Here is an 18576-nt window from a genome sequence, read left to right as displayed (position 1 = left end):
TATGACTCATGACTCTGAACGCGAGCGTCTGTTGGGTTTGATTGATCGAGCCAAGGAATTGCCTGTTTATCCGAGGGTGAATTGGGATGACTCAGTTTGGGATATTACCGAGTACCAAAAACGAAAAGGGCATAAGGGGCGAGCATGGCGTCTCAAGTTTTTACAAAAGGCTCAAAAACGAGTCGCTCTTGATCGCAGGGTTTCATTTGCTTCTGACTTTTCAAATTTTTGTAAGTGTTTAGTCAAGATTAAGCAGCAACAAAAGAACATCTCATTTGATCCGCACCAGAGGATGTTGGATTCTTTGGCAGTACTTTATGAAATACTTCGTGCGTCTAATACTGATTGTGATCCGACCTATTTGAATAAAAAGCACTTCAAGCTTGCTGAAGATGTGTTGCTCAGAGAGTACAAGCAAACTACGGCATACAGGATGGCTAATTCCCTTCAGGAGGTTGCAAAGTTTATTGATGAGCACCGCCTCACCCCTCTGAGGATCGGTTATCACTCTACAATAAAAAAAGAGAGAGTTGGGGATCTGCGAGATCAGATTGGGCAAGCAAAAGGGATGGAAAAGATGCCCTCTGAAGAGGTTTTTGAGGCCCTTGCTGAGATATCAAATACTCCACTTGATGATGAGGAACTTATTAGGATCAGGATAATTGATCTTTTGGTAGTCGGAGGTTTTCGAATAGGCGAAGTGTTGTCTCTTCCAGTTAACTGTTGGATAAGTAAACCTCAGTTTTCAAAAGATGGAAATCCGTTGATCAATCAAGAGACAGGTGAACAGGAAGTTAGCTATGGAATTCGCTATTGGCCCGAAAAAGGTGGTGAACCTTCAATCAAATGGATTCCTTCCCATGCGGTTAGTCTTGCCAAAAGAGCGATTGATGGACTTACTGAGCACTGCGCGAAAGCTCGTGCTAGAGCTTATGTTTTGGAGCAGACTCCTGAAAGAGTACCCTTGTCGTCGGATTGCAACTCAGAAGATATCGTTTCAGCAAAAAAGATTGGTGAATTGGTCGAAGCCAATAGAGGCGGGGATTTTGTCCGACAACTAGGGGTGTCCCCGGTGATCACCTCAAAGCGGCGCAAAGATCCCGTTGCATGTTTTCGGATTGGGGATGTCGAGAAGGCCCTTCTTAACCGCAGAAAACCTCTGATTATTTTGGAAAGACCTGGAGGCAAATCTCAGAAACTCTCTGAGAGTCTGTGTGTCTGTTTTTATTATCAGTTCAAGACATCCGCCAAGACCTTTAAGCTGCTTGCTGAACCAATTAATGAGCAGCATATATCAGATTTACTTGGAGGCAGAAAAACAAAGAAATCTGCATTTAGCCGACGTAATATGAAAGCGGCAGATGGCTCTCCTCTCAGAATCAACACGCACGCATTCCGACATTGGCTAACTACGTTAGCTGACCATGGCGGGCTTAATGAATTGCAGATTGCGCGTTGGATGGGACGTAAAGATATTAGGCACAATGAGGCCTACAAGCATGGGACTGTGGCTCAACGAGTTGCTTATGCGAAAGAGCTGATAAAGGGGGGAGGCTTGGCCGGTCCTATTACTGAAGTGTACGAAGGGTTAGATCCTATTGATCGCGAGCATTTTTTGGAAGCTCATGTGAGTACGGTTCATTTTACCCCTTTAGGGCTATGTCTTCATGATTACTCTATCGAACCTTGTGAGTATCATCTTAAGTGTCTTGAAGGCTGCCTTGAGTATCTGCGGACCAAGGGAAATGAAAGAGAGCGGCTCAATCTACAGAAGCTCGAAGATGTGCTTGTCTTACAAATTGATCGTTATAAAGATTCTTCAGGTAGCTTTGAGAACCCAGACGATCCCTTTTTGCGGCATTCCTTGCGTCAACTCGATGGCGTGAAAGCCGCATTGGCGGTTGATGATATCCTTAGTGGAGAATGTGTGGACGAGGGCGAACAGATAAGAGTGTTTTCTGGTGATGAAGGAGGCGGAAGTGAGGCGTAAAACGAAACAACTAAGAGGGGAGAAGCTTGTTTTAGTTATTAAGGCAGAGCTAGGCAGGATGGTTGGACTATCTCCAAAGGAATGTCCCATAACGATTTCATCTGTGGCCAAACGTCTTAAGGTATCGAGGCAAACGCTTTATTCGCATGATTTGAAAAAGGTTGTAGAGGAGTTCGCAAGTATTCAGCGAGAGAATTTTGATGAGGTCGATGAAGCGTCTATAAGACGTCGCCCACTTGAAGAGAGGCTAAAAGATTTGGAGCATGAAAATCATGTTTTAAGTGAGAAGTTGGATAGCTATATCGAGCGATGGGTCGCTATAGAGTATAATTCGAGAATGCTTGGCATTGACCCAGATGAACTTTTTGCTTCAGCTCCCAAGCCCATGAGGAGTGTCGGGCGTAAGTAGCTATATTGGGAAATATGGATTCCGTTCGTTTATACCACTTGGTTCTTTAGCTGTCTTGTTGAACGCATCAAGTATCGTTTGGGGAGAAAGCCAATTGTGGTTAAATGGTTCATTTGGAATTCCACGGACCCAACCAGGCCATCTACGCATGTTGAAGCCTTTCTCTAGAGAAATATTGTATTTATAAATATGCACATTTTGCATTTGGGCTAGGGTGTGTCGACAATCACTTCAGCCACAGCCACATTGCTCCTACGTACACGAAAGCAAGATAGGACGTCGCCAGCTTGTCGTATCGTGTTGCAATCCTTCGAAACTGTTTTAAATTTCCAAACATACACTCTATAGCACTTCGCTCCTTATAGAGATGTTTGTCATATGTTCGCCTTGTCTTTCTGTGAGAGCGAGGAGGGACAACCGGATTGGCATTCATGGCTTCAATTGCCATTACAATTTCATCTGAATCATAGCCCTTATCAGCAAGGACATGCTCGGCAGCCTGTCCTTCAATAAGCGGAATCGCCATACTGCAATCCGCTGTATTTCCAGGTGTTAATATGAATTTAGTTGGACATCCGAGAGCATCTGTGGCAGCATGGACTTTCGTTGAAAACCCTCCTCTAGATTTCCCCACCGACTGCTGGAGGTGCCCCCTTTCCGCCAGCCGAATGCTGATGAGCTCGCACTATTGTGCTGTCAATCATGAGCCATTCAGTATCAGCGTCTACCGCAAGCGTGTTGAAGATCATTTGCCATACACCTTTCTTGGCCCAGCGGATAAATCTCTTATGGACCGAAGACCACTTGCCATAGCTTTCTGGCAAATCTCGCCAAGGCGCCCCTGTCTTGCCAATCCACATGACTGCATCAATGAATAGCCTGTTATCTTTTGCAGTTACACCGCAGTCACTTTGTTTTCCTGGAAGATCTTCTTTGATTTTATCCCACTGATCGTCGCGTAGAGCGTGTCTTTTTTGCACTGCCAACCTCCTGCCAAGAAGTATAGCAAATCTCAGAATGATTGTCGACACGCCCTAGTAAAAAACCAGTATTTTTGATGTCAGTGATTCTTTCACACACTAGCAGCCCAAAGACTTCTGTCCATCTGATCGTATTTGAGATCATCCTTTGAGTAGATGTCAGATTGATTTCAAGCCCTTTCATGTATCTACACAATTGGGCTAATGCTTTAAAGTCTGCATTTGCGGCTTTCGTCTCTATGACATAAGCCAGCAGCGATTGGTGATTTTCAGTTTTGTTTATCGTCCAGGTAACGATGTCTGCAATACCATACTTCCCCATCCTTACTTGTTGGGTCGTCGTGAAGCCTGGAATTGCTCTGAGTTGGTTTGCTAAATGGTCTTCAAGTTCTTTTTCTGAATCAATCTTTACCATATTACCACCCCATCTGCTGGCTATTGGGAATAGTCGTAGATCTATGAGTGTACAGTATACTCTGTAGAAATATACTCATCACGTCAAGCACTGTGTGAGGCACGAAGAAAAGGAGTTTTTCGTGCCTACAAAAAGCTTGGAAAAGTACTCTGAATCAGAGCGTAAGATTATGTCGGATTTTGGGCAGAGGATCCGGAGGTTACGAGAGGAAGCCGGCTTATCACAGGAGAAGCTTGCTGAAGAGACTGACGTACATAGGACATATATAAGTGGTGTTGAGCGCGGACGTCAGAATATTTCGCTTTTAACCATGAACAAATTGGCTCAGGCTTTGGATGTTGATTTGCAGGCTTTGGTTGCAGATTAAGGTTAGTGAGTCGGCAAGCTGGTAGAAGCGGGGAGAAGTGGGTCCACTTTGTTGGCCCCACTTCAGGTTTCACCTTTATAGTATGAAGCGAGCAGTAAATCTTTTGCTCGTTGGGGCTTTGACGAGGGGGCAATCATTAGTCTTTATGTGCTTGAGAGCATAAATTGTGCAGTGTTGCTTACATCGAATTCGGATTCAAACTGTTCCTTGATCGGTTGGAATTGCTTAGAAAATTCTTCCCAACGACTGTAGTCTACATCTTTGACATAATTAATTAATCCATGAAGATGATTATATAGTCCAAATGATGAATCAAACCCATCGTGTTCTGCGACACCTGCAAGTTTGTATTGCGAGATAGAGTACAGTAGTCTGTCAATTCGCTTGTATGTGTGGCGAGAAATGCGAGGGGAAGATTGATCAACCAAAAGGCCAAGCACAGTCTTGCGAGAACCAGGACCTGCAACTCTAATCTTTTTAGGATTTTCGATAAAACCTGCCCTGCGTATTATCTTGATCACCGCTCTCTTTATTCCCCCTACGGACACCTTGCTAGGCAGGGCCAGGGTGGACAAAGTGATGTCATCGGCATAACGTGTGTAAGTCAGACCATTTTCATCAGCATAAGCCGATAATGTCTCATCTAAACGTAACGCGACAAGATTGCTTAGCATCGGGCTTGATGGAGCTCCTTGCGGCAATACTCCATGGTGGTACGTCTCTCGATACGGTTTGTTGTTGTAATACGAGGGAAGGGATTTTGAGAATCTAGCCGTGTACCGTATTTTATTTGCTGGGAGATGACGGGTTGTACAGATTCTAGCTAGTTCAAATGCTAGTAATTTTTTATAACCAAGATTTTTTAACGCAGTAAAAACCATCGCTTCGGATATTGAATAAAAAAAATCTTTCAAATCGAACTGGAATATCCATCTTGATTCACAGTGTTGTTTAGCGCACTTAAAAATACCACCAGATCTATGGAAAGCATATGATGAGGGGTGTGGAGAACAGCTTTGAAGGATATCATTGTTTATATAGTCATGTACTTTGTATAGTTTTCCGGCAACAGCATGGATATGCCTAATTCCGCCGCTTCTCTTTTTGATTGGGAAAAGCCTGTAGTTTTGTGAATCTACTTTTCGATTCACTATGTTGTGCAAAAACTTGTAGTTGGAACGAGTGATTTTACAGAGGTGCCCAAGGGAGAATATCACAGGTAGCCCATTGTTTTTTAATAACCGAGCATACCTCACTAGATCATCGACACAGGGTGCTGATGCCGCAATCGCGCCTTGCTGAAATTGGTGTACTGACCACTCTTCCATCTACGTGCTCCTTCAGGGCTTGTCCCATACAGGTGAGCATCCTTGCTGCTAGCCTTCGGTAGCTTCTATGGATGGTTACCTGCATGGCGACTTAGTCGCCATTTCGTCAGTTCTTTCCAGAGACTTCCTCAGAAATCCCCATCTTCAGATAGTTCTGAAGATTCGTCACATGGACGGCTAGGTGGATTGTGGCCAGTACACCAAGACTTTGGAATATACATTGAATAGTTCGGCGTAAAGTCTTTATAAAGGTGTGATTTTTGGTTTTTTAAAAATATGGCACCTTCATGCGTAAGCCTCATTTGTTTCGTGATCAGACCATGGCTTATGCAAGCTGAAACTGTCTGATTAATAATCTTGATGTCTAACTCCAGACGTCGGGCTATGGCTGATCGTGTTTTAAGCCCTTTTTTTAACAACGACAGTACGTCGTATGCCTCCTGCGGCAAGTTAATCTTCTTAAGGTGAGTTGAGGGAGGAGGCGATTTCAATAGATCATTTAGCCATGTAGGCATCAGTCTGTCGGGGAATAAGGGCTTCCATCCTTTGTTCTTAGAGTATAACATGCCAGGTACGTTGTTGGGGACGCTATGGTAAAATATCAGGTTGCCCATCACATTGCCGTACCCCATTCGTCTGTCTTGAGCGATGACTTTAGTTTGCCTACATAGGTTGATGATTAGCTCATGCCTAGGCCCCCAGCGCCTTTGTGTTGCCCCAGCCTCATACACATTGTCACAGTCGAAGGTTATTTTAGAATATGCTGGAAATTTCTTGGTACTGTGATTTGAGCCAGGTAGGTTTTTTAAAATGGTTTGTTTGGCCTGTTCTGTTCGAGCGAAGCTAACCACTACAATCCGAATCCATCCAAAGCTCCACCAACTTCTTAAGCTCGGGTGTGACAAAAAGAGACGAATTGCGCTTTCCCCCGAAATTCGGACCACCGGTTAAAGTGGAATCTGCGTCCTTAAACCGATAAGGAAGGACGTATGACAAAGAGCAACAAAAGACGGAAGCATTCGGATAAGTTCAAGGCCAAGGTCGCGCTGGAAGCTATCCGTGGCGTGAAAACGTTGGCGCAGTTGGCTGCGGAGTACAAAGTGCATCCCAACCAGATATCCACCTGGAAAAGGCAGCTCCTTGAAAATGCCGAAGGAATCTTTTCCGGTGGCAAGAAAGCCAAGAGCCAGGAGGAGGTCACCGCACCTTTGTTCGAGGAGATCGGTCGGCTCAAGATGGATATCAAGTGGCTTGAAAAAAAGTTGTAAGCCTGCCGCTTGAGGTACGCCGCCAGTGGATCAAACCGGATCGGGAGTATTCCATCCGGCGGCAATGCAAGTTGGCAGGCATTTCCCGCTCGGGGTTTTACTACAAACCTGCAGCCGAGTCCGATGAGAACTTGGCCTTGATGCGTCTCATCGACGAGCAGTATCTGCGTCAGCCGGATTACGGCTCGCCGCGCATGACGGATTGGCTGAAGACACAAGGCCATCAGATCAACCACAAGCGAGTTGAGCGACTGATGCAGCTGATGGGCTTGCAAGCGATTACTCCAGGGCCGCATACGAGTGTCCCCAACCCGGAGCATCCCGTGTTTCCTTATCTGCTGAAAGGAGTTGCCATTGAGCGAAAGAATCAAGTCTGGAGTGCTGACATCACCTACATCCCCATGCAGCGCGGCTTTCTGTATCTGGTGGCAGTGATTGACTGGTGGAGCCGATTCGTATTGGCTTGGGAACTGTCAAATTCCATGGACAGTTCGTTTTGCGTGGACGCACTGAGCAAGGCATTGCGCATCTCCACGCCAGAGATGTTCAATACGGACCAGGGAGCGCAATTCACGAGCCGTGAATTTACCGGCGTTTTGCAGAGCAAGGGCATTGCAATCAGCATGGACGGCAAAGGCCGTGCAATCGACAACGTATTTATCGAGCGGTTGTGGTGGACGGTGAAATACGAGGATGTTTACCCCAAGGCGTATTCTGATGGAATCGAGCTATACCATGGGCTTACGCGCTATTTTCGGTATTACAACGAAGAGCGCGGACATTCGTCGTTGGACAAAAGAACTCCCGCTGCCGTATACAGAGGCAACCTGAATGTTCATTGACTTGGCTCGCAGCCGTTGCTCCGCTCCGCCCTCGGCCCTTCGGGCCGCCCCTGCGGGGACGGGCTACGCTCCACAACGGCTGCGGCGAACCGCCTCCACGGAGGCACAAACTCGGACGCAGGACTCCACCTTAAAATGGCCGATCAGTGGTCCAAAGGATGGGGGGAGGCGCAAATATATGTTGCGACGCGGTCTCCACTCCCAATGGAGTCATCGATCAGTATGATGTTTTTAATTTTATTTTTTTTAAGAGCGTAAATTGAAGGATGGTCAAAGAGCGCACCTTCGTGTTTCCGGACACAGTGCCCAATGATCGAGCGAACAAGGTCTTCACTCCCAAGCGTAGTTGCTGTTGTTTTATTTATGGTGCCACCTTTGCTCCATGCGCTTTTAACGGTGCTGCGAAATTTCCTGACAGCATAAAGCGCACACTCGTTTTCTGCATAATAATCAAGCTTGCGTTGAAGCCACTTTGCATATGTATCGCGAGAGACAAAATTGAGCTGTAGAAGAAGTTCCCTGGCGGTGTCATGGTATTTACTTGGGAATTGGTCGATCCACGACTGTATTTCTGAGCAGCTACCTATAGTGTGCGGTGCTATTTTGTCAGTGTTTTTCATTGTGCTGCCTTTTGAAATTGCTAACCATTGGTGACTATGTACAAAAAACTCAGGCTGAGTTCAAACGAGAATACGAACTTGGGCTTTATCTCAGCTTCGATGTTAACGACCAGAGTGATTTGGTTATCTGTATCGATTTAATTACTTCTTTTTTTGTTTGCCGGATTGATGTAGCTTGCGTGAGCAAAGAAGTTATCAATGCGGGGAGCTTATGCCTGACGAATCGACAGCCTTCCAATCTCCTAATTTCTGGTTCTTAGCTGATCACGACCAGCTTCTGTTGAAGTGTGCCGCGCAAGCCGAGCGCCTTGTCTTTTTTGACCCGAATGCGGCCCTTTCCAAAATTCGTCTTTTTAGTGAATTGCTGGCTAAGCAGGTGGCAGTCCGTTCTGCCATTCCTTTGTATGAAGGCGACACGGCTATCCGAGTCTTGCAGCGTCTTGACGACGAGGGAGTCTTCACCGCCAAGGTAAATCAGATTTTTCACATGCTCCGCAAGGCGGGCAATATCGCCGTACATGATCTGGGTGGGGAGTCCAAGCATGCTCTAGATGCGCTCCGGTTCGCCAGAATACTTGCCATTTGGTTTCATCAGGCGTTCGGCAAAGATACGGCCTTTGACCCTGGTGCATTCCTACCACCACCAAAACCCAAAGTGGTGGACGACTCCCTTTCCGACGAATTGGATGAGCTTCGAAAGAAGCTCGCCAAAACAGAGAAGGCTCAGCTTGAAGCGCAACGCAAGGCCGATGCCGCATATGATAAACTGGCGAAGACCAAAGAGCTGCTCAAAGACACCGAGGAGCAACAGAGGCAGGAACAGGCTCTATTTGTTGAACGGCTTGCTGACTTGCAGGCCAGTGTTGCCACCCAGAGCAGCGAAGAGATTAACACAACCAAAGCCACCCTCAAGAAGGTAGCAGAGTCTTCTGTCGATCTTGACGAAAAAGATACCCGTAAACTCATTGACGATCAGCTCAGGGATGCCGGCTGGGAGGCTGACAGCGAACGCCTTTCATATAAGGCTGGCGTCCGCCCTCAAAAAGGAAAGAATCTCGCCATTGCCGAGTGGCCCACAAAGCACCCTGAAACCGGTAAACGCAATTGGGCTGATTATGTCCTATTCATAGGCTTAACTCCTGTGGCTACCGTCGAGGCAAAGCGCAGGCGCAAGAATGTTTCCGCAGCTTTGAAGCAGGCGCAACGCTACAGCAAGGGGTACATCATCCAGTGTGATGAGAAGCTTCCTGAAGAGTCGCCTTGGGGTGAGCATGTCATCCCGTTCTTGCTCTCTTCAAATGGTCGCCCGTTCCTCAAGCAACTTCGCACCAAAAGCGGCGTCTGGTTCCGTGATGTCCGTGTGCCAACTGAAATCGCTCGTCCGTTGACCACTTGGCCTACGCCTGAAGGGCTTGTCGGCCTGTTGAGACAGGATATTCCCGAGGCAAACGACGCACTGAAAAAAGCCCCTTCTGACTATTTGGACCTGCGCTACTATCAGTATGATGCAATCCATGCGATTGAGAATGAGATTGCCAAAGGTAAGCGTGAAATCATGACGGCCATGGCTACCGGAACCGGCAAGACGCGTACCTGCATTGGGTTGGCCTACCGCCTATGTAAGGCCAAGCGGTTCCGTCGCATCCTTTTCCTGGTCGACAGAACGTCTTTAGGGGAGCAGACATCTGGTGCCTTCAAAGATGTTCGAGTTGAGGGTCACGACACCTTTGCCAGCGTGTACGACATCAAAGAGCTTGGAGACATCAAGCCAGAGAAAGATACTCGACTCCAGATTGCTACCATCCAGGGCATGATTAAGCGGCTCCTCTTCCCGTCTGAAGGCGAATTGCCTATGCCCGTTGATCAATACGATTGCGTCATCGTCGACGAGTGCCACCGTGGTTACAATCTCGATAAAGAGATGAGCGATACTGAGCTGAAATTCAGGAATCAGAATGATTATGTATCGAAATACGCTCGCGTGCTGGATCACTTCGACGCTGTAAAAATCGGGCTTACGGCCACTCCTGCCCTTCACACAACAGAGCTGTTCGGTGAGCCGGTTTACAATTATTCCTATAGGCAGGCAGTCATTGATGGATTCCTCGTCGACCATGAGCCTCCTGTGCGGATACGGACCAAACTGAGCGAGGAAGGTATCAAGTGGAACAAGGGCGAAGAGGCTGAAACAATCGACTCCATTACCGGAGAAGTCGGGAAATGGCACTTCAAGGATGAAGTTGAATTCGATGTCGAAGAGTTCAATAAACAGGTCCTGACAGAATCTTTCAACAGAGTAGTCTGCGAACAGGTGGCTCAACATATAGACCCATCTTTCGAGGGGAAAACCCTTGTCTATTGCGTGACCGACAATCATGCCGACATGGTCGTAGATCTCCTCAAGCAAGCCTTCGTCAATCAGTACGGCTCAATTGAAGACGATGCTGTTGTAAAGATCACCGGACAAGCGGACAAGCCTTTGGAGCTTATTCGGCATTTCAAGAATGAACAGCTTCCTAATGTCGTTGTCACCGTTGACCTACTGACCACCGGCATTGACGTTCCCAAGATAACAAACCTCGTTTTCATCCGACGCGTAAAGAGCCGTATTCTCTATGAGCAGATGCTTGGTCGAGCCACCCGGTTGTGTGAGGAGATCGGCAAGGATTGGTTCCGTATCTTTGACGCTGTTGACCTGTACTCCGCATTGCAAAAATATTCGGACATGAAGCCGGTTGTTACCACTGTGACTGTTTCATTTGGTGAACTCTTGCGTGAGTTGGAAAAGGCGCAGGATGACGAGGTGCGGCAGGTCATAGTTAATCAATACAGAGCCAAGTTTCAGCGAAAGAAGCGGCTCTTAAAAGATGACGCGCTCGATAAATTTGTCACCATGACCGGCAAAGAGCCTCAGGCTTTTGCCGATGACTTAGGCGAGCGCCCGCTTGGTGATGTTGTAAACGATCTGTTGGCACTCCAAAAGCTTGCTCCTTTCCTGGACAATTTGAAGCCTCCGAACAAGGTACATCTTATCTCTGACCATGAGGACGAATTACGGGGCGTCGAGCGGGGTTATGGCGATGCCGAGAAGCCGGAAGATTATCTGGAGTCCTTCAAACAGTTCATCCAGGCCAATAAGAATCAAGTGGCAGCGTTGAAAATTGTCCTCCAGCGCCCACGCGAGTTGACCCGACAGCAGCTCAAGGAATTACGCTTATTCCTTGACGAGCATGAGTATACTGAGGTCAACCTACGGACGGCGTGGCGGGAGGCTACCAACCACGATATTGCGGCCTCTATTATCGGCTTTATCCGACGCCTTGCACTGGGTTCCCCGCTGGTGCCTTATGAGCAGCGTGTCGAGCAGGCCATGAAGCGTATTCTTGCCAGCCGCCAGTGGACTGATCCACAGCGGAAATGGTTGGAACGGATCGGTAAACAGATGCGGGCTGAAACCATCGTAGACCGTGAGTCTCTGGATGGTGGCGAGTTCCAGGCACATGGCGGCTTTAATCGCTTGAACCGTGTTTTTGGCGGCAAATTGGAAGATGTTTTAGGAGAAATCAACGAAAGCCTTTGGGACGAGGCTGGTTAAGAGATATGAGCAGTATGACTATCGGAGATTGGGTGACCGCAGTTGCCGCAATGGTAGCTGCCATTGCAAGTGTTTATTCAGCAGCCTCACACTGGAGATTAAGAAATAGAGAGTTGTATGTATCTAGACTATCAGAGCACCTTGAATCATTGTCAGCCGCTACGCATGAAGTGATGTGCATCGCATATACGACAAGTCGCAAAATTCAATCTGGTCGATTTAAAGAAGCAAAAGAGTTAGTACGGGAGAATGAAAAGGCTCAGGGAGCAATACGATCCTTAGAAGAATTGAAGGCAAGGACCAGATATATATTACCGGAGTTCGACATAGCTTTTCAGCAGCTCATTAGAATCAATAGTTACCTAACACACTGTGCGAAAGATGGTGATAGAGCTAAGCAACTTGTTGAATATGGGAACGATCTTCGAGCAAGCTTGGACGCTGTCGTCATTGCCTCAATGAAATCAGGCGAACCCCCTCGTCAGGAGCTTGTGCGAAATTTAACCGCTAATGCACAAAAGTTAAAAGACTACTTTGAAAATTCAGGAAACAAATGACCACTACACACGATATCGTTCAGAAACTGTGGAAGCTCTGTAAAATCCTTTGGGGTGACGGGGTTTCCTACCATCAATATGTCAACGAACTCACTTACCTCCTCTTTCTCAAGATGGCAGAGGAGACCGGCAAAGAGTCTCAGCTTCCGGAAGAGTACCGATGGAACAAGCTGGTTGCCTTGGATGGCACAGAGCAGCTGACTTTTTACAAGAAGATGTTGATCGACCTTGGCGCGAGTGGCTCGAAGTTGGTGCAGGACATTTTTGCCAATGCCTCCAGCTTCATCAAAGAACCTCGGAATCTGCAAAAGCTGGTCAGCGACATTGATGATCTGGACTGGTACAGCGCACGGGAAGAAGGGCTTGGCGACCTCTATGAAGGGTTACTTGAGAAGAATGCCACGGAGTCGAAGAAAGGGGCGGGGCAGTACTTCACGCCTCGTCGACTTATCGAGTGTATGGTGGACTTGATCCAGCCCCAGGCCGGGGAGATTATTCAGGACCCTGCCACTGGAACTGGTGGTTTCTTGATTCGGGCCGATGCCTACATCAAGGAGCGCACCGATGAATTGTTTTCTCTTTCCACCCGGGAGCAGGAATTCCAGCGCCGCACAGCGTTTCAGGGACTTGAACTGGTGCAGGATGTCCACCGTCTGTGTCTCATGAATATGATGCTTCACGGCATTGAGGGCCCAGTGGAGACAAATGACACCCTTGGTCCTGCCGGGGCTTCGCTAGCAAAAGCTGATGTCATCATCACCAACCCGCCGTTTGGCAGCTCAGCCGGGAGTGGAGCTTCACGACGTGACGACTTCACGTATCCCACCAACAACAAACAGTTTGGCTTTTTACAGCACATCTATCGAGGCCTGAAACCGGGGGGGCGAGCTGCTGTGGTCGTGCCTGACGACATCCTGTTCGCAGACAATACGGGGAGGAAGATTCGGGTAGACCTCATGAACAAGTGCAACCTTCATACGGTTTTGCGTCTGCCCACTGGTATCTTTTACGCCCAAGGCGTCAAGACCAATGTCCTGTTTTTCCAGCGTGGCGAAACCGATAAGGGCAACACCAAGGAAGTCTGGTTCTATGATCTGCGAACAAACATGCCGAGCTTTGGTAAACGTACGCCGTTGACCCGCGCCCACTTCGCTGAGTTTGAAAAATGCTTTGGTGACGACCCAAATGGCGGCTCCAAACGCAAGGACCAAGGCGAAGAAGGCCGCTTTCGCTGTTTCTCCCACAAAGAGATAATCAAGCGCGAAGATAATCTCAATATCACTTGGCTTCGAGCTGAAGACGCCGATCACGCCGAGGACTTGCCGGAACCTGATGTTCTGTCCGCTCAGATTATTGAAAATCTGGGGATTGCGATGCAGGAAATGGAAGAATTGTCGATTCTGCTGGACATGGAGCAGAAATAATGTCGAGCGAAAATATTCCAGTCGGATGGCTTACGACTTATGTCGGTGAGTTAGTTGCTCCAAAAGTTGAAAAAGGTGCTCCCAATGGGGACGATGACTTTTGTTATATAGATATTTCAAGCGTTGATAACCAAACAAAAAAAATCACTGCGCCCAAGCTGATTGAGGTGAAAAAAGCTCCCAGTAGAGCAAGGCAGCATATTCAAAGAAATGATGTTCTTGTATCGATGACTCGACCAAATTTGAATGCCGTAGCGCTTGTTGCGAATAAGTATGATGGGGCTATTGCGTCCACTGGTTTTGATGTACTTAGGCCCATAGAAATCGATCCACGCTGGCTTTTCTCACATGTAAGGTCAAGGCGATTCGTTGAAGAAATGTCTTTGTTGGTGCAGGGAGCGTTGTATCCTGCTGTAAAATCAAAAGAAGTCCGTTCGAACTCTATCCCTCTTCCTCCTCTTGGTGAACAACGCCGCATCGCTGACAAGATTGACGTTTTGCAAACCAAGAGCCGCATTGCTCGTGAAGCTCTGGAGGCCACCAAGCCGTTGCTGGATAAGTTCCGGCAGTCCGTCCTCGCCGCCGCTTTCCGTGGCGACTTGACTGCAGAGTGGCGCAAACAGAATCCCGATGTCACGCCTGCAGATAAGGTTGTTTCTGTCCAAGAGGAAAAGCGAACTGGCAAGTTTAAAATAAGAGGTAAGAATAAATGGGAGTCAGTGCTGGAGCTTCCTCAGTTACCTAACGGGTGGGCATGGATTCATAATTTTCGTCTTGCTCAAGACAAATTAAATGCCATTTGTGCAGGCCCATTCGGTACAATATTCAAGGCAAAAGATTTTCGTGATGAAGGAGTGCCGATCATTTTTCTTCGGCATGTTAAGATGGAGGGCTTCAATCAAAACAAGCCTAACTTTATGGACCCAGATGTTTGGGAGGAGTTTCACCAGCCATACAGCATTAATGGCGGCGAGTTGCTTGTAACGAAGCTTGGAGACCCTCCAGGTGAAAGCTGTATTTATCCTAACGATTGTGGTGTTTCCATGGTCACGCCGGATGTTATTAAGATGGATGTTGATGAGGGCTGCTGCTTCACCGAATATTTGATGCACTTTTTCAATTCCCCTACAAGCAAGGGACTGATTAAGGAGCTCGCTTTTGGTGCAACAAGATTACGCATCAATATTCCGATGTTCAGATACTTCCCGATTCCTTTAGCTCCGGTAGAGGAGCAGGCCGAGATCGTGCGCTTGCTTCGACAGCAATTCAAGCTTTTGGATTCAATTGAGAATAAAATTCTAGAAGGGAGTAGCTCGCTCGATTCTCTCGACCAATCCATCCTCGCCAAAGCCTTCCGAGGCGAACTCGTCCCCCAAGATCCAAACGACGAACCCGCATCGGTGCTGCTGGAGCGGATCAAGACTGAGCGGGAAGCGGCCAAGGGTAAGAAGAAAAGAAGACGAAAGAAAGGATAGGAAGTTGGCAGGGGAATTAGTAGAGCTAAAACCGGATGAGACTGTTCACAAGGTCCTGATTTCGTCACCAGCTAGATTTGTTGGTGAATTTAGAGACGAGGACTGCTTATTGACGCATTCATTTCCAAGAAGAGATAATCAAAATCCTCGTCATTTTTTTGTCTTCACGTTCTCTACCGAACCAATCGAGAAAGCTCCAGGCATAGTCATTCCTGACTATAGCTATATTGGTGATATAATTTGCTCTTATTTGTCCGTCCTGTTTGGCAAGCGGTTCGACAACCATGGCTTGCTGGAGGGAAGCGGCTTCCATTGGCTTCCGAACATAGATACTCATGACCGCATTTACCAAAAGAGTCTTCCGCACAACTCTGATGACATTCGTCCTGACTTTGAAATCCCCTTAAATCTGACAGAACTGTCCCGTATTAAAGATCTCATACATGGGCAAACTGAAGACAAGTTTGGCACCACATTCATTGCATGCTCTCGGTTCTACTCACTGGCTTTGATCAATAGCGAAAGAAATCCTGAAGTGGCTTATCTTAATCTAATAACAGCATGTGAAAGGCTATCTAACCACTTTGATTATGAGGCTGAAGCGCTGTTAGATCCCCAAATATTAGGGCTATTCACATGTATCGAACAGAATTGTGGTGGCGGAAACGGCATATTAAAGCAACTTAAAGCCCAACTTAGATCAATAAAAAAGAAGTATATAAAAACACTGCTGGATTTAGTGGATGCTTCTTTTTTTGAAAAGTCCGAAGCTGCACATCAATATGCACGATTGAAAGAAGATTCTTTTGAGAAGGCCATTAAGTCTGCCTATGACCTAAGAAGCCGTTACGTTCATACAGGCAGCGCATTTGGAAACTGGGTGGCCCTCAATCATGGCGGAGGCAACAATGAAGTACAATTCGGATCACCAGTCCTTCAGGATAAAGAGCTGGCCAAAATTATAAAGAAAGCTCCAACCCTTGTCGGGCTCGAGCGAATAGTGCGATATGCCTTGCTTCAATTTGCATCAAGGAATGATGCATTCTCCCCACCTTGGACTTTCTACAATATGTTTTCGCATCAATAGCTTGGGCAACTCTACGAGAACGAAGTTAGGTCATCCATTAAGGGAAAGAACGCAGGAGGAATTAAATGGCTGACGCACTCAGGAATAATGATGACCTTGCTGTTGCTGTCAAAGGCATTCTCGGGGCTATCCCAGTGGTCGGTCCGCTTGCCGCAGAAATCATCGGCGCGACCATTCCGAACCAGCGCATTCATCGCGTGGAAGACACTCTGAGGCGGCTCGAATCACAGCTAGGCGAGCAGGCAGAGCAAACCCTGCGCAGCGCCATGGCTTCCCCCGAAGGCCTCGACCTGATCGAAGAGGCGATGATCCAGGCCGGACGGGCGATAACAGAAGACCGACGGCAGTACATAGCATCTCTTCTCAAGAATGGTTTTTCAGACACAGAAAGAAAGCATGAGATCAAAAAACGTCTGATCGAAACGTTTGATAAGATCAACGATGTAGAAGTGTTGTTGCTGTATGCTAGAGCATTAGGTCCTGGGGAGAGTCGTCGATTCTGGGAAGAGAACCGTGAGACTCTATCAAGGCCCCAAACGAGCCTTGGGTCTTCATCGGAAGATTTTGAAGATGCTGCGGTTTACGATTCTTACTATCTCAATCTGTCAACCTTGGGGCTGATTGCGCGCAATAAAAACGATAAGAGTCGAATTGGTGGAAATGAACTAGCCGCACAGAATTTTAAAATAACGCCATTCGGCCGCATGATGCTGGCATATCTGGATATGTCTGTTGATGTTGGCAGGATATATTAACGGCAGGGTGAGGCTTTATGAGGGATCATCTTAAAAGAATCATACCTGGTTGGATCGAACTTTCCAGGGTAGTCGCTTCACCAACTCTTCTTTTGGCTAAGTTGGGAAAGTACTATTTTAACAAAGAAAAATTTCTTAAGGCCTGGTCTCTGGGGTTTTGGTTACTGGCTTTTGTGCTCCTATCTAAGCAGGTCTTTGCTCCTACTCGCCTTCCTTTTGATGATGAAGCTCTGCTTTATTGGTGCTGGCAACACCTTATCAATGGTCTTCCTATGCCAGCTTTGATGCTTTTTCTTCCTCTTTGCCGATGCAACGAAATCGTCTCGGCATTCATTAGAGATGCATTTGAAAAACTGCCTGACCGTGAAGGTAATTACAGCAAAGCCAACAGAGACGAGATTGGTATGAAGCAGAGGCTTGACCAAGCTCTTCTCAGTTTTCTTGAACTGATTATGAACTTTGCGATTCTCTATACGCTACTCCCAAAAGAATCGTGGCATAGCAGTCATATCGAGAGGCCCCTTAGCGTCGTCGATGGAGTCTACTACAGCGTGGTTACTATCACGACATTAGGCTATGGGGACTTGGCTCCGAAAAGTACTTTTGCAAAATTTTTATCTGTCTACGAGGTTTTGTCTGGGATTGTTTTACTTGTCGTATGCCTTGGCGTGTATCTCGCTTACGCTGGGCAGGTGAAGAAAGAAATCGCCACAGATATCAAAAAGTAGGAGCGAAGACGCAGCGGCGGTTCACGCCCTATTCAGGGGTAGACCGGTAGTGCTCGCGCACCACCTGCTTCTTCCCGTCCTTACCCTTGCGGGTATGCTTGGGAACGTGGACCTTCTTCTTTCCAGATTTGGTCTTGGCCATGCCTATCACCTCCTTACCGAAATGAGCGCACTTTCGGCCTCTACTCGTGCATTTCGGTACGGCTTTGGAAAGGAGCCGCCGCGCCTTCGGTACAAACAATATTCATTCACTTGTAATTGTCAATGAGATCATCCTAACATTTCCCTCGGTAGTTTGACGCCACTGGAATTTACCAGCCATATTGATAAACTGTCCTGTATATCAGCTTCGAAAAGCGCCTAGGACTGACATAATATTGGACTTAAAAGTGACTATTCCCAACTGATCAAAAGTATCTATTTGTGGCTGGTCCTAAGATAGGTACTTTACGGGGTGACATTATTTTGAAGTTGATATAATGAAAAATTAAATTAACTCAGCTTCGGCTGTTTTAGTCTATAGCATAGCCTTCAAGGTCCGCGGCTATTGCCCGCTAAGTATGCAAGTAGTGTAAGGTCTTGTCTCGCCAGCCTCTGTATAGCATGCAAAGAAGACACGTTCATACACGATGAGCCACCTGACTCGTATGATTGAAATTTGATCAGGTCATGACGTGTGCCCTCTGAAGACTGTTCTTCTGAGGGTTTTCTTATGTCCGTATTTGGACAACTCTTC

At 47.1% G+C, this 18576-nt stretch carries 16 protein-coding genes; 11 read left to right on the top strand and 5 right to left on the bottom strand.

All coding sequences use genetic code 11. The features are described 5' to 3' along the window. Position 1: 1 nt before the first annotated feature. A complete protein-coding gene (locus tag DPRO_RS05190) occupies positions 2-1990 on the top strand; it encodes a hypothetical protein (RefSeq protein WP_097011103.1) in 1989 nt (662 codons plus the stop codon). After that, positions 1980-2399: a hypothetical protein gene (locus tag DPRO_RS05185; RefSeq protein WP_097011102.1), complete on the top strand. Its 420-nt coding sequence runs from the start codon at positions 1980-1982 to the stop codon at positions 2397-2399. Before DPRO_RS05190 ends, DPRO_RS05185 begins: the two co-directional genes overlap by 11 nt. Positions 2400-2625: 226 nt before the next feature. Here DPRO_RS05185 and DPRO_RS05180 read toward each other — a convergent pair. Further along, positions 2626-3379, bottom strand: a protein-coding gene (locus tag DPRO_RS05180) for an IS5 family transposase (RefSeq protein WP_097011101.1) whose coding sequence is annotated in 2 segments (ribosomal slippage) — positions 2626-3043 and positions 3042-3379 — 756 coding nt in all. Because the reading frame shifts where the segments join, the coding sequence is not laid out codon by codon here. Continuing rightward, positions 3339-3794, bottom strand: coding sequence for a PDDEXK family nuclease (locus DPRO_RS05175; protein WP_097011100.1), 456 nt, complete (start codon positions 3792-3794; stop codon positions 3339-3341). The genes DPRO_RS05180 and DPRO_RS05175 overlap by 41 nt, the downstream gene beginning before the upstream one ends. Positions 3795-3915: 121 nt before the next feature. On the opposite strand from DPRO_RS05175, the gene DPRO_RS05170 reads away from it, so the two are divergent. Then, on the top strand, positions 3916-4161 hold the full coding sequence (locus DPRO_RS05170; protein WP_232005710.1) for a helix-turn-helix domain-containing protein: 246 nt from the start codon (positions 3916-3918) through the stop codon (positions 4159-4161). A gap of 143 nt (positions 4162-4304) precedes the next feature. Here DPRO_RS05170 and DPRO_RS05165 read toward each other — a convergent pair whose 3' ends face one another. Next, on the bottom strand, positions 4305-5489 hold the full coding sequence (locus tag DPRO_RS05165) for a reverse transcriptase family protein (protein ID WP_097011099.1): 1185 nt from the start codon (positions 5487-5489) through the stop codon (positions 4305-4307). Positions 5490-5617: 128 nt separating this feature from the next. After that, entirely contained in the window at positions 5618-6433 is an 816-nt protein-coding gene (locus DPRO_RS20800; RefSeq protein WP_456154010.1) for a phosphoribosyltransferase-like protein, read from the bottom strand. Between the two features lie 45 nt (positions 6434-6478). On the opposite strand from DPRO_RS20800, the gene DPRO_RS05155 reads away from it, so the two are divergent. Then, a protein-coding gene (locus DPRO_RS05155; protein WP_097010299.1) for an IS3 family transposase occupies positions 6479-7599 on the top strand; the annotation gives its coding sequence in 2 pieces (ribosomal slippage) (positions 6479-6755 and positions 6755-7599; 1122 coding nt in all). A 143-nt stretch (positions 7600-7742) separates the two neighbouring features. Here DPRO_RS05155 and DPRO_RS05150 read toward each other — a convergent pair. Further along, positions 7743-8219, bottom strand: a complete 477-nt coding sequence (locus DPRO_RS05150; RefSeq protein ID WP_097011097.1) for a phosphoribosyltransferase-like protein — start codon at positions 8217-8219, stop codon at positions 7743-7745. A 211-nt stretch (positions 8220-8430) separates the two neighbouring features. On the opposite strand from DPRO_RS05150, the gene hsdR reads away from it, so the two are divergent. The 7 genes from hsdR to DPRO_RS05115 all read left to right on the top strand — a co-directional run bounded on the left by hsdR (position 8431) and on the right by DPRO_RS05115 (position 17840). Then, positions 8431-11814 (top strand): type I restriction-modification system endonuclease, encoded by a 3384-nt coding sequence (gene hsdR / locus DPRO_RS05145; RefSeq protein WP_097011096.1) that lies wholly within the window; start codon positions 8431-8433, stop codon positions 11812-11814. Positions 11815-11819: 5 nt separating this feature from the next. After that, positions 11820-12371, top strand: a complete 552-nt coding sequence (locus DPRO_RS05140; RefSeq protein ID WP_162291147.1) for a hypothetical protein — start codon at positions 11820-11822, stop codon at positions 12369-12371. After that, positions 12368-13795, top strand: a complete 1428-nt coding sequence (locus DPRO_RS05135; protein ID WP_097011094.1) for a type I restriction-modification system subunit M — start codon at positions 12368-12370, stop codon at positions 13793-13795. Before DPRO_RS05140 ends, DPRO_RS05135 begins: the two co-directional genes overlap by 4 nt. Continuing rightward, a complete protein-coding gene (locus tag DPRO_RS05130) occupies positions 13795-15270 on the top strand; it encodes a restriction endonuclease subunit S (RefSeq protein WP_097011093.1) in 1476 nt (491 codons plus the stop codon). Before DPRO_RS05135 ends, DPRO_RS05130 begins: the two co-directional genes overlap by 1 nt. 4 nt (positions 15271-15274) lie before the next feature. Further along, entirely contained in the window at positions 15275-16357 is a 1083-nt protein-coding gene (locus DPRO_RS05125; RefSeq protein WP_097011092.1) for a HEPN domain-containing protein, read from the top strand. Between the two features lie 65 nt (positions 16358-16422). Continuing rightward, positions 16423-17112: a hypothetical protein gene (locus tag DPRO_RS05120; RefSeq protein ID WP_097011091.1), complete on the top strand. Its 690-nt coding sequence runs from the start codon at positions 16423-16425 to the stop codon at positions 17110-17112. A gap of 17 nt (positions 17113-17129) precedes the next feature. Next, on the top strand, positions 17130-17840 hold the full coding sequence (locus DPRO_RS05115) for a potassium channel family protein (protein ID WP_097011090.1): 711 nt from the start codon (positions 17130-17132) through the stop codon (positions 17838-17840). Positions 17841-18576: the final 736 nt, after the last annotated feature.

Source organism: Pseudodesulfovibrio profundus (genome assembly GCF_900217235.1).
In the GTDB taxonomy this organism is placed as follows: Bacteria; Desulfobacterota; Desulfovibrionia; order Desulfovibrionales; family Desulfovibrionaceae; genus Pseudodesulfovibrio; species Pseudodesulfovibrio profundus.
The sequence above is the reverse complement of the archived record's forward strand: the minus strand, read 5'-3'. Positions and strand labels throughout refer to the sequence as shown.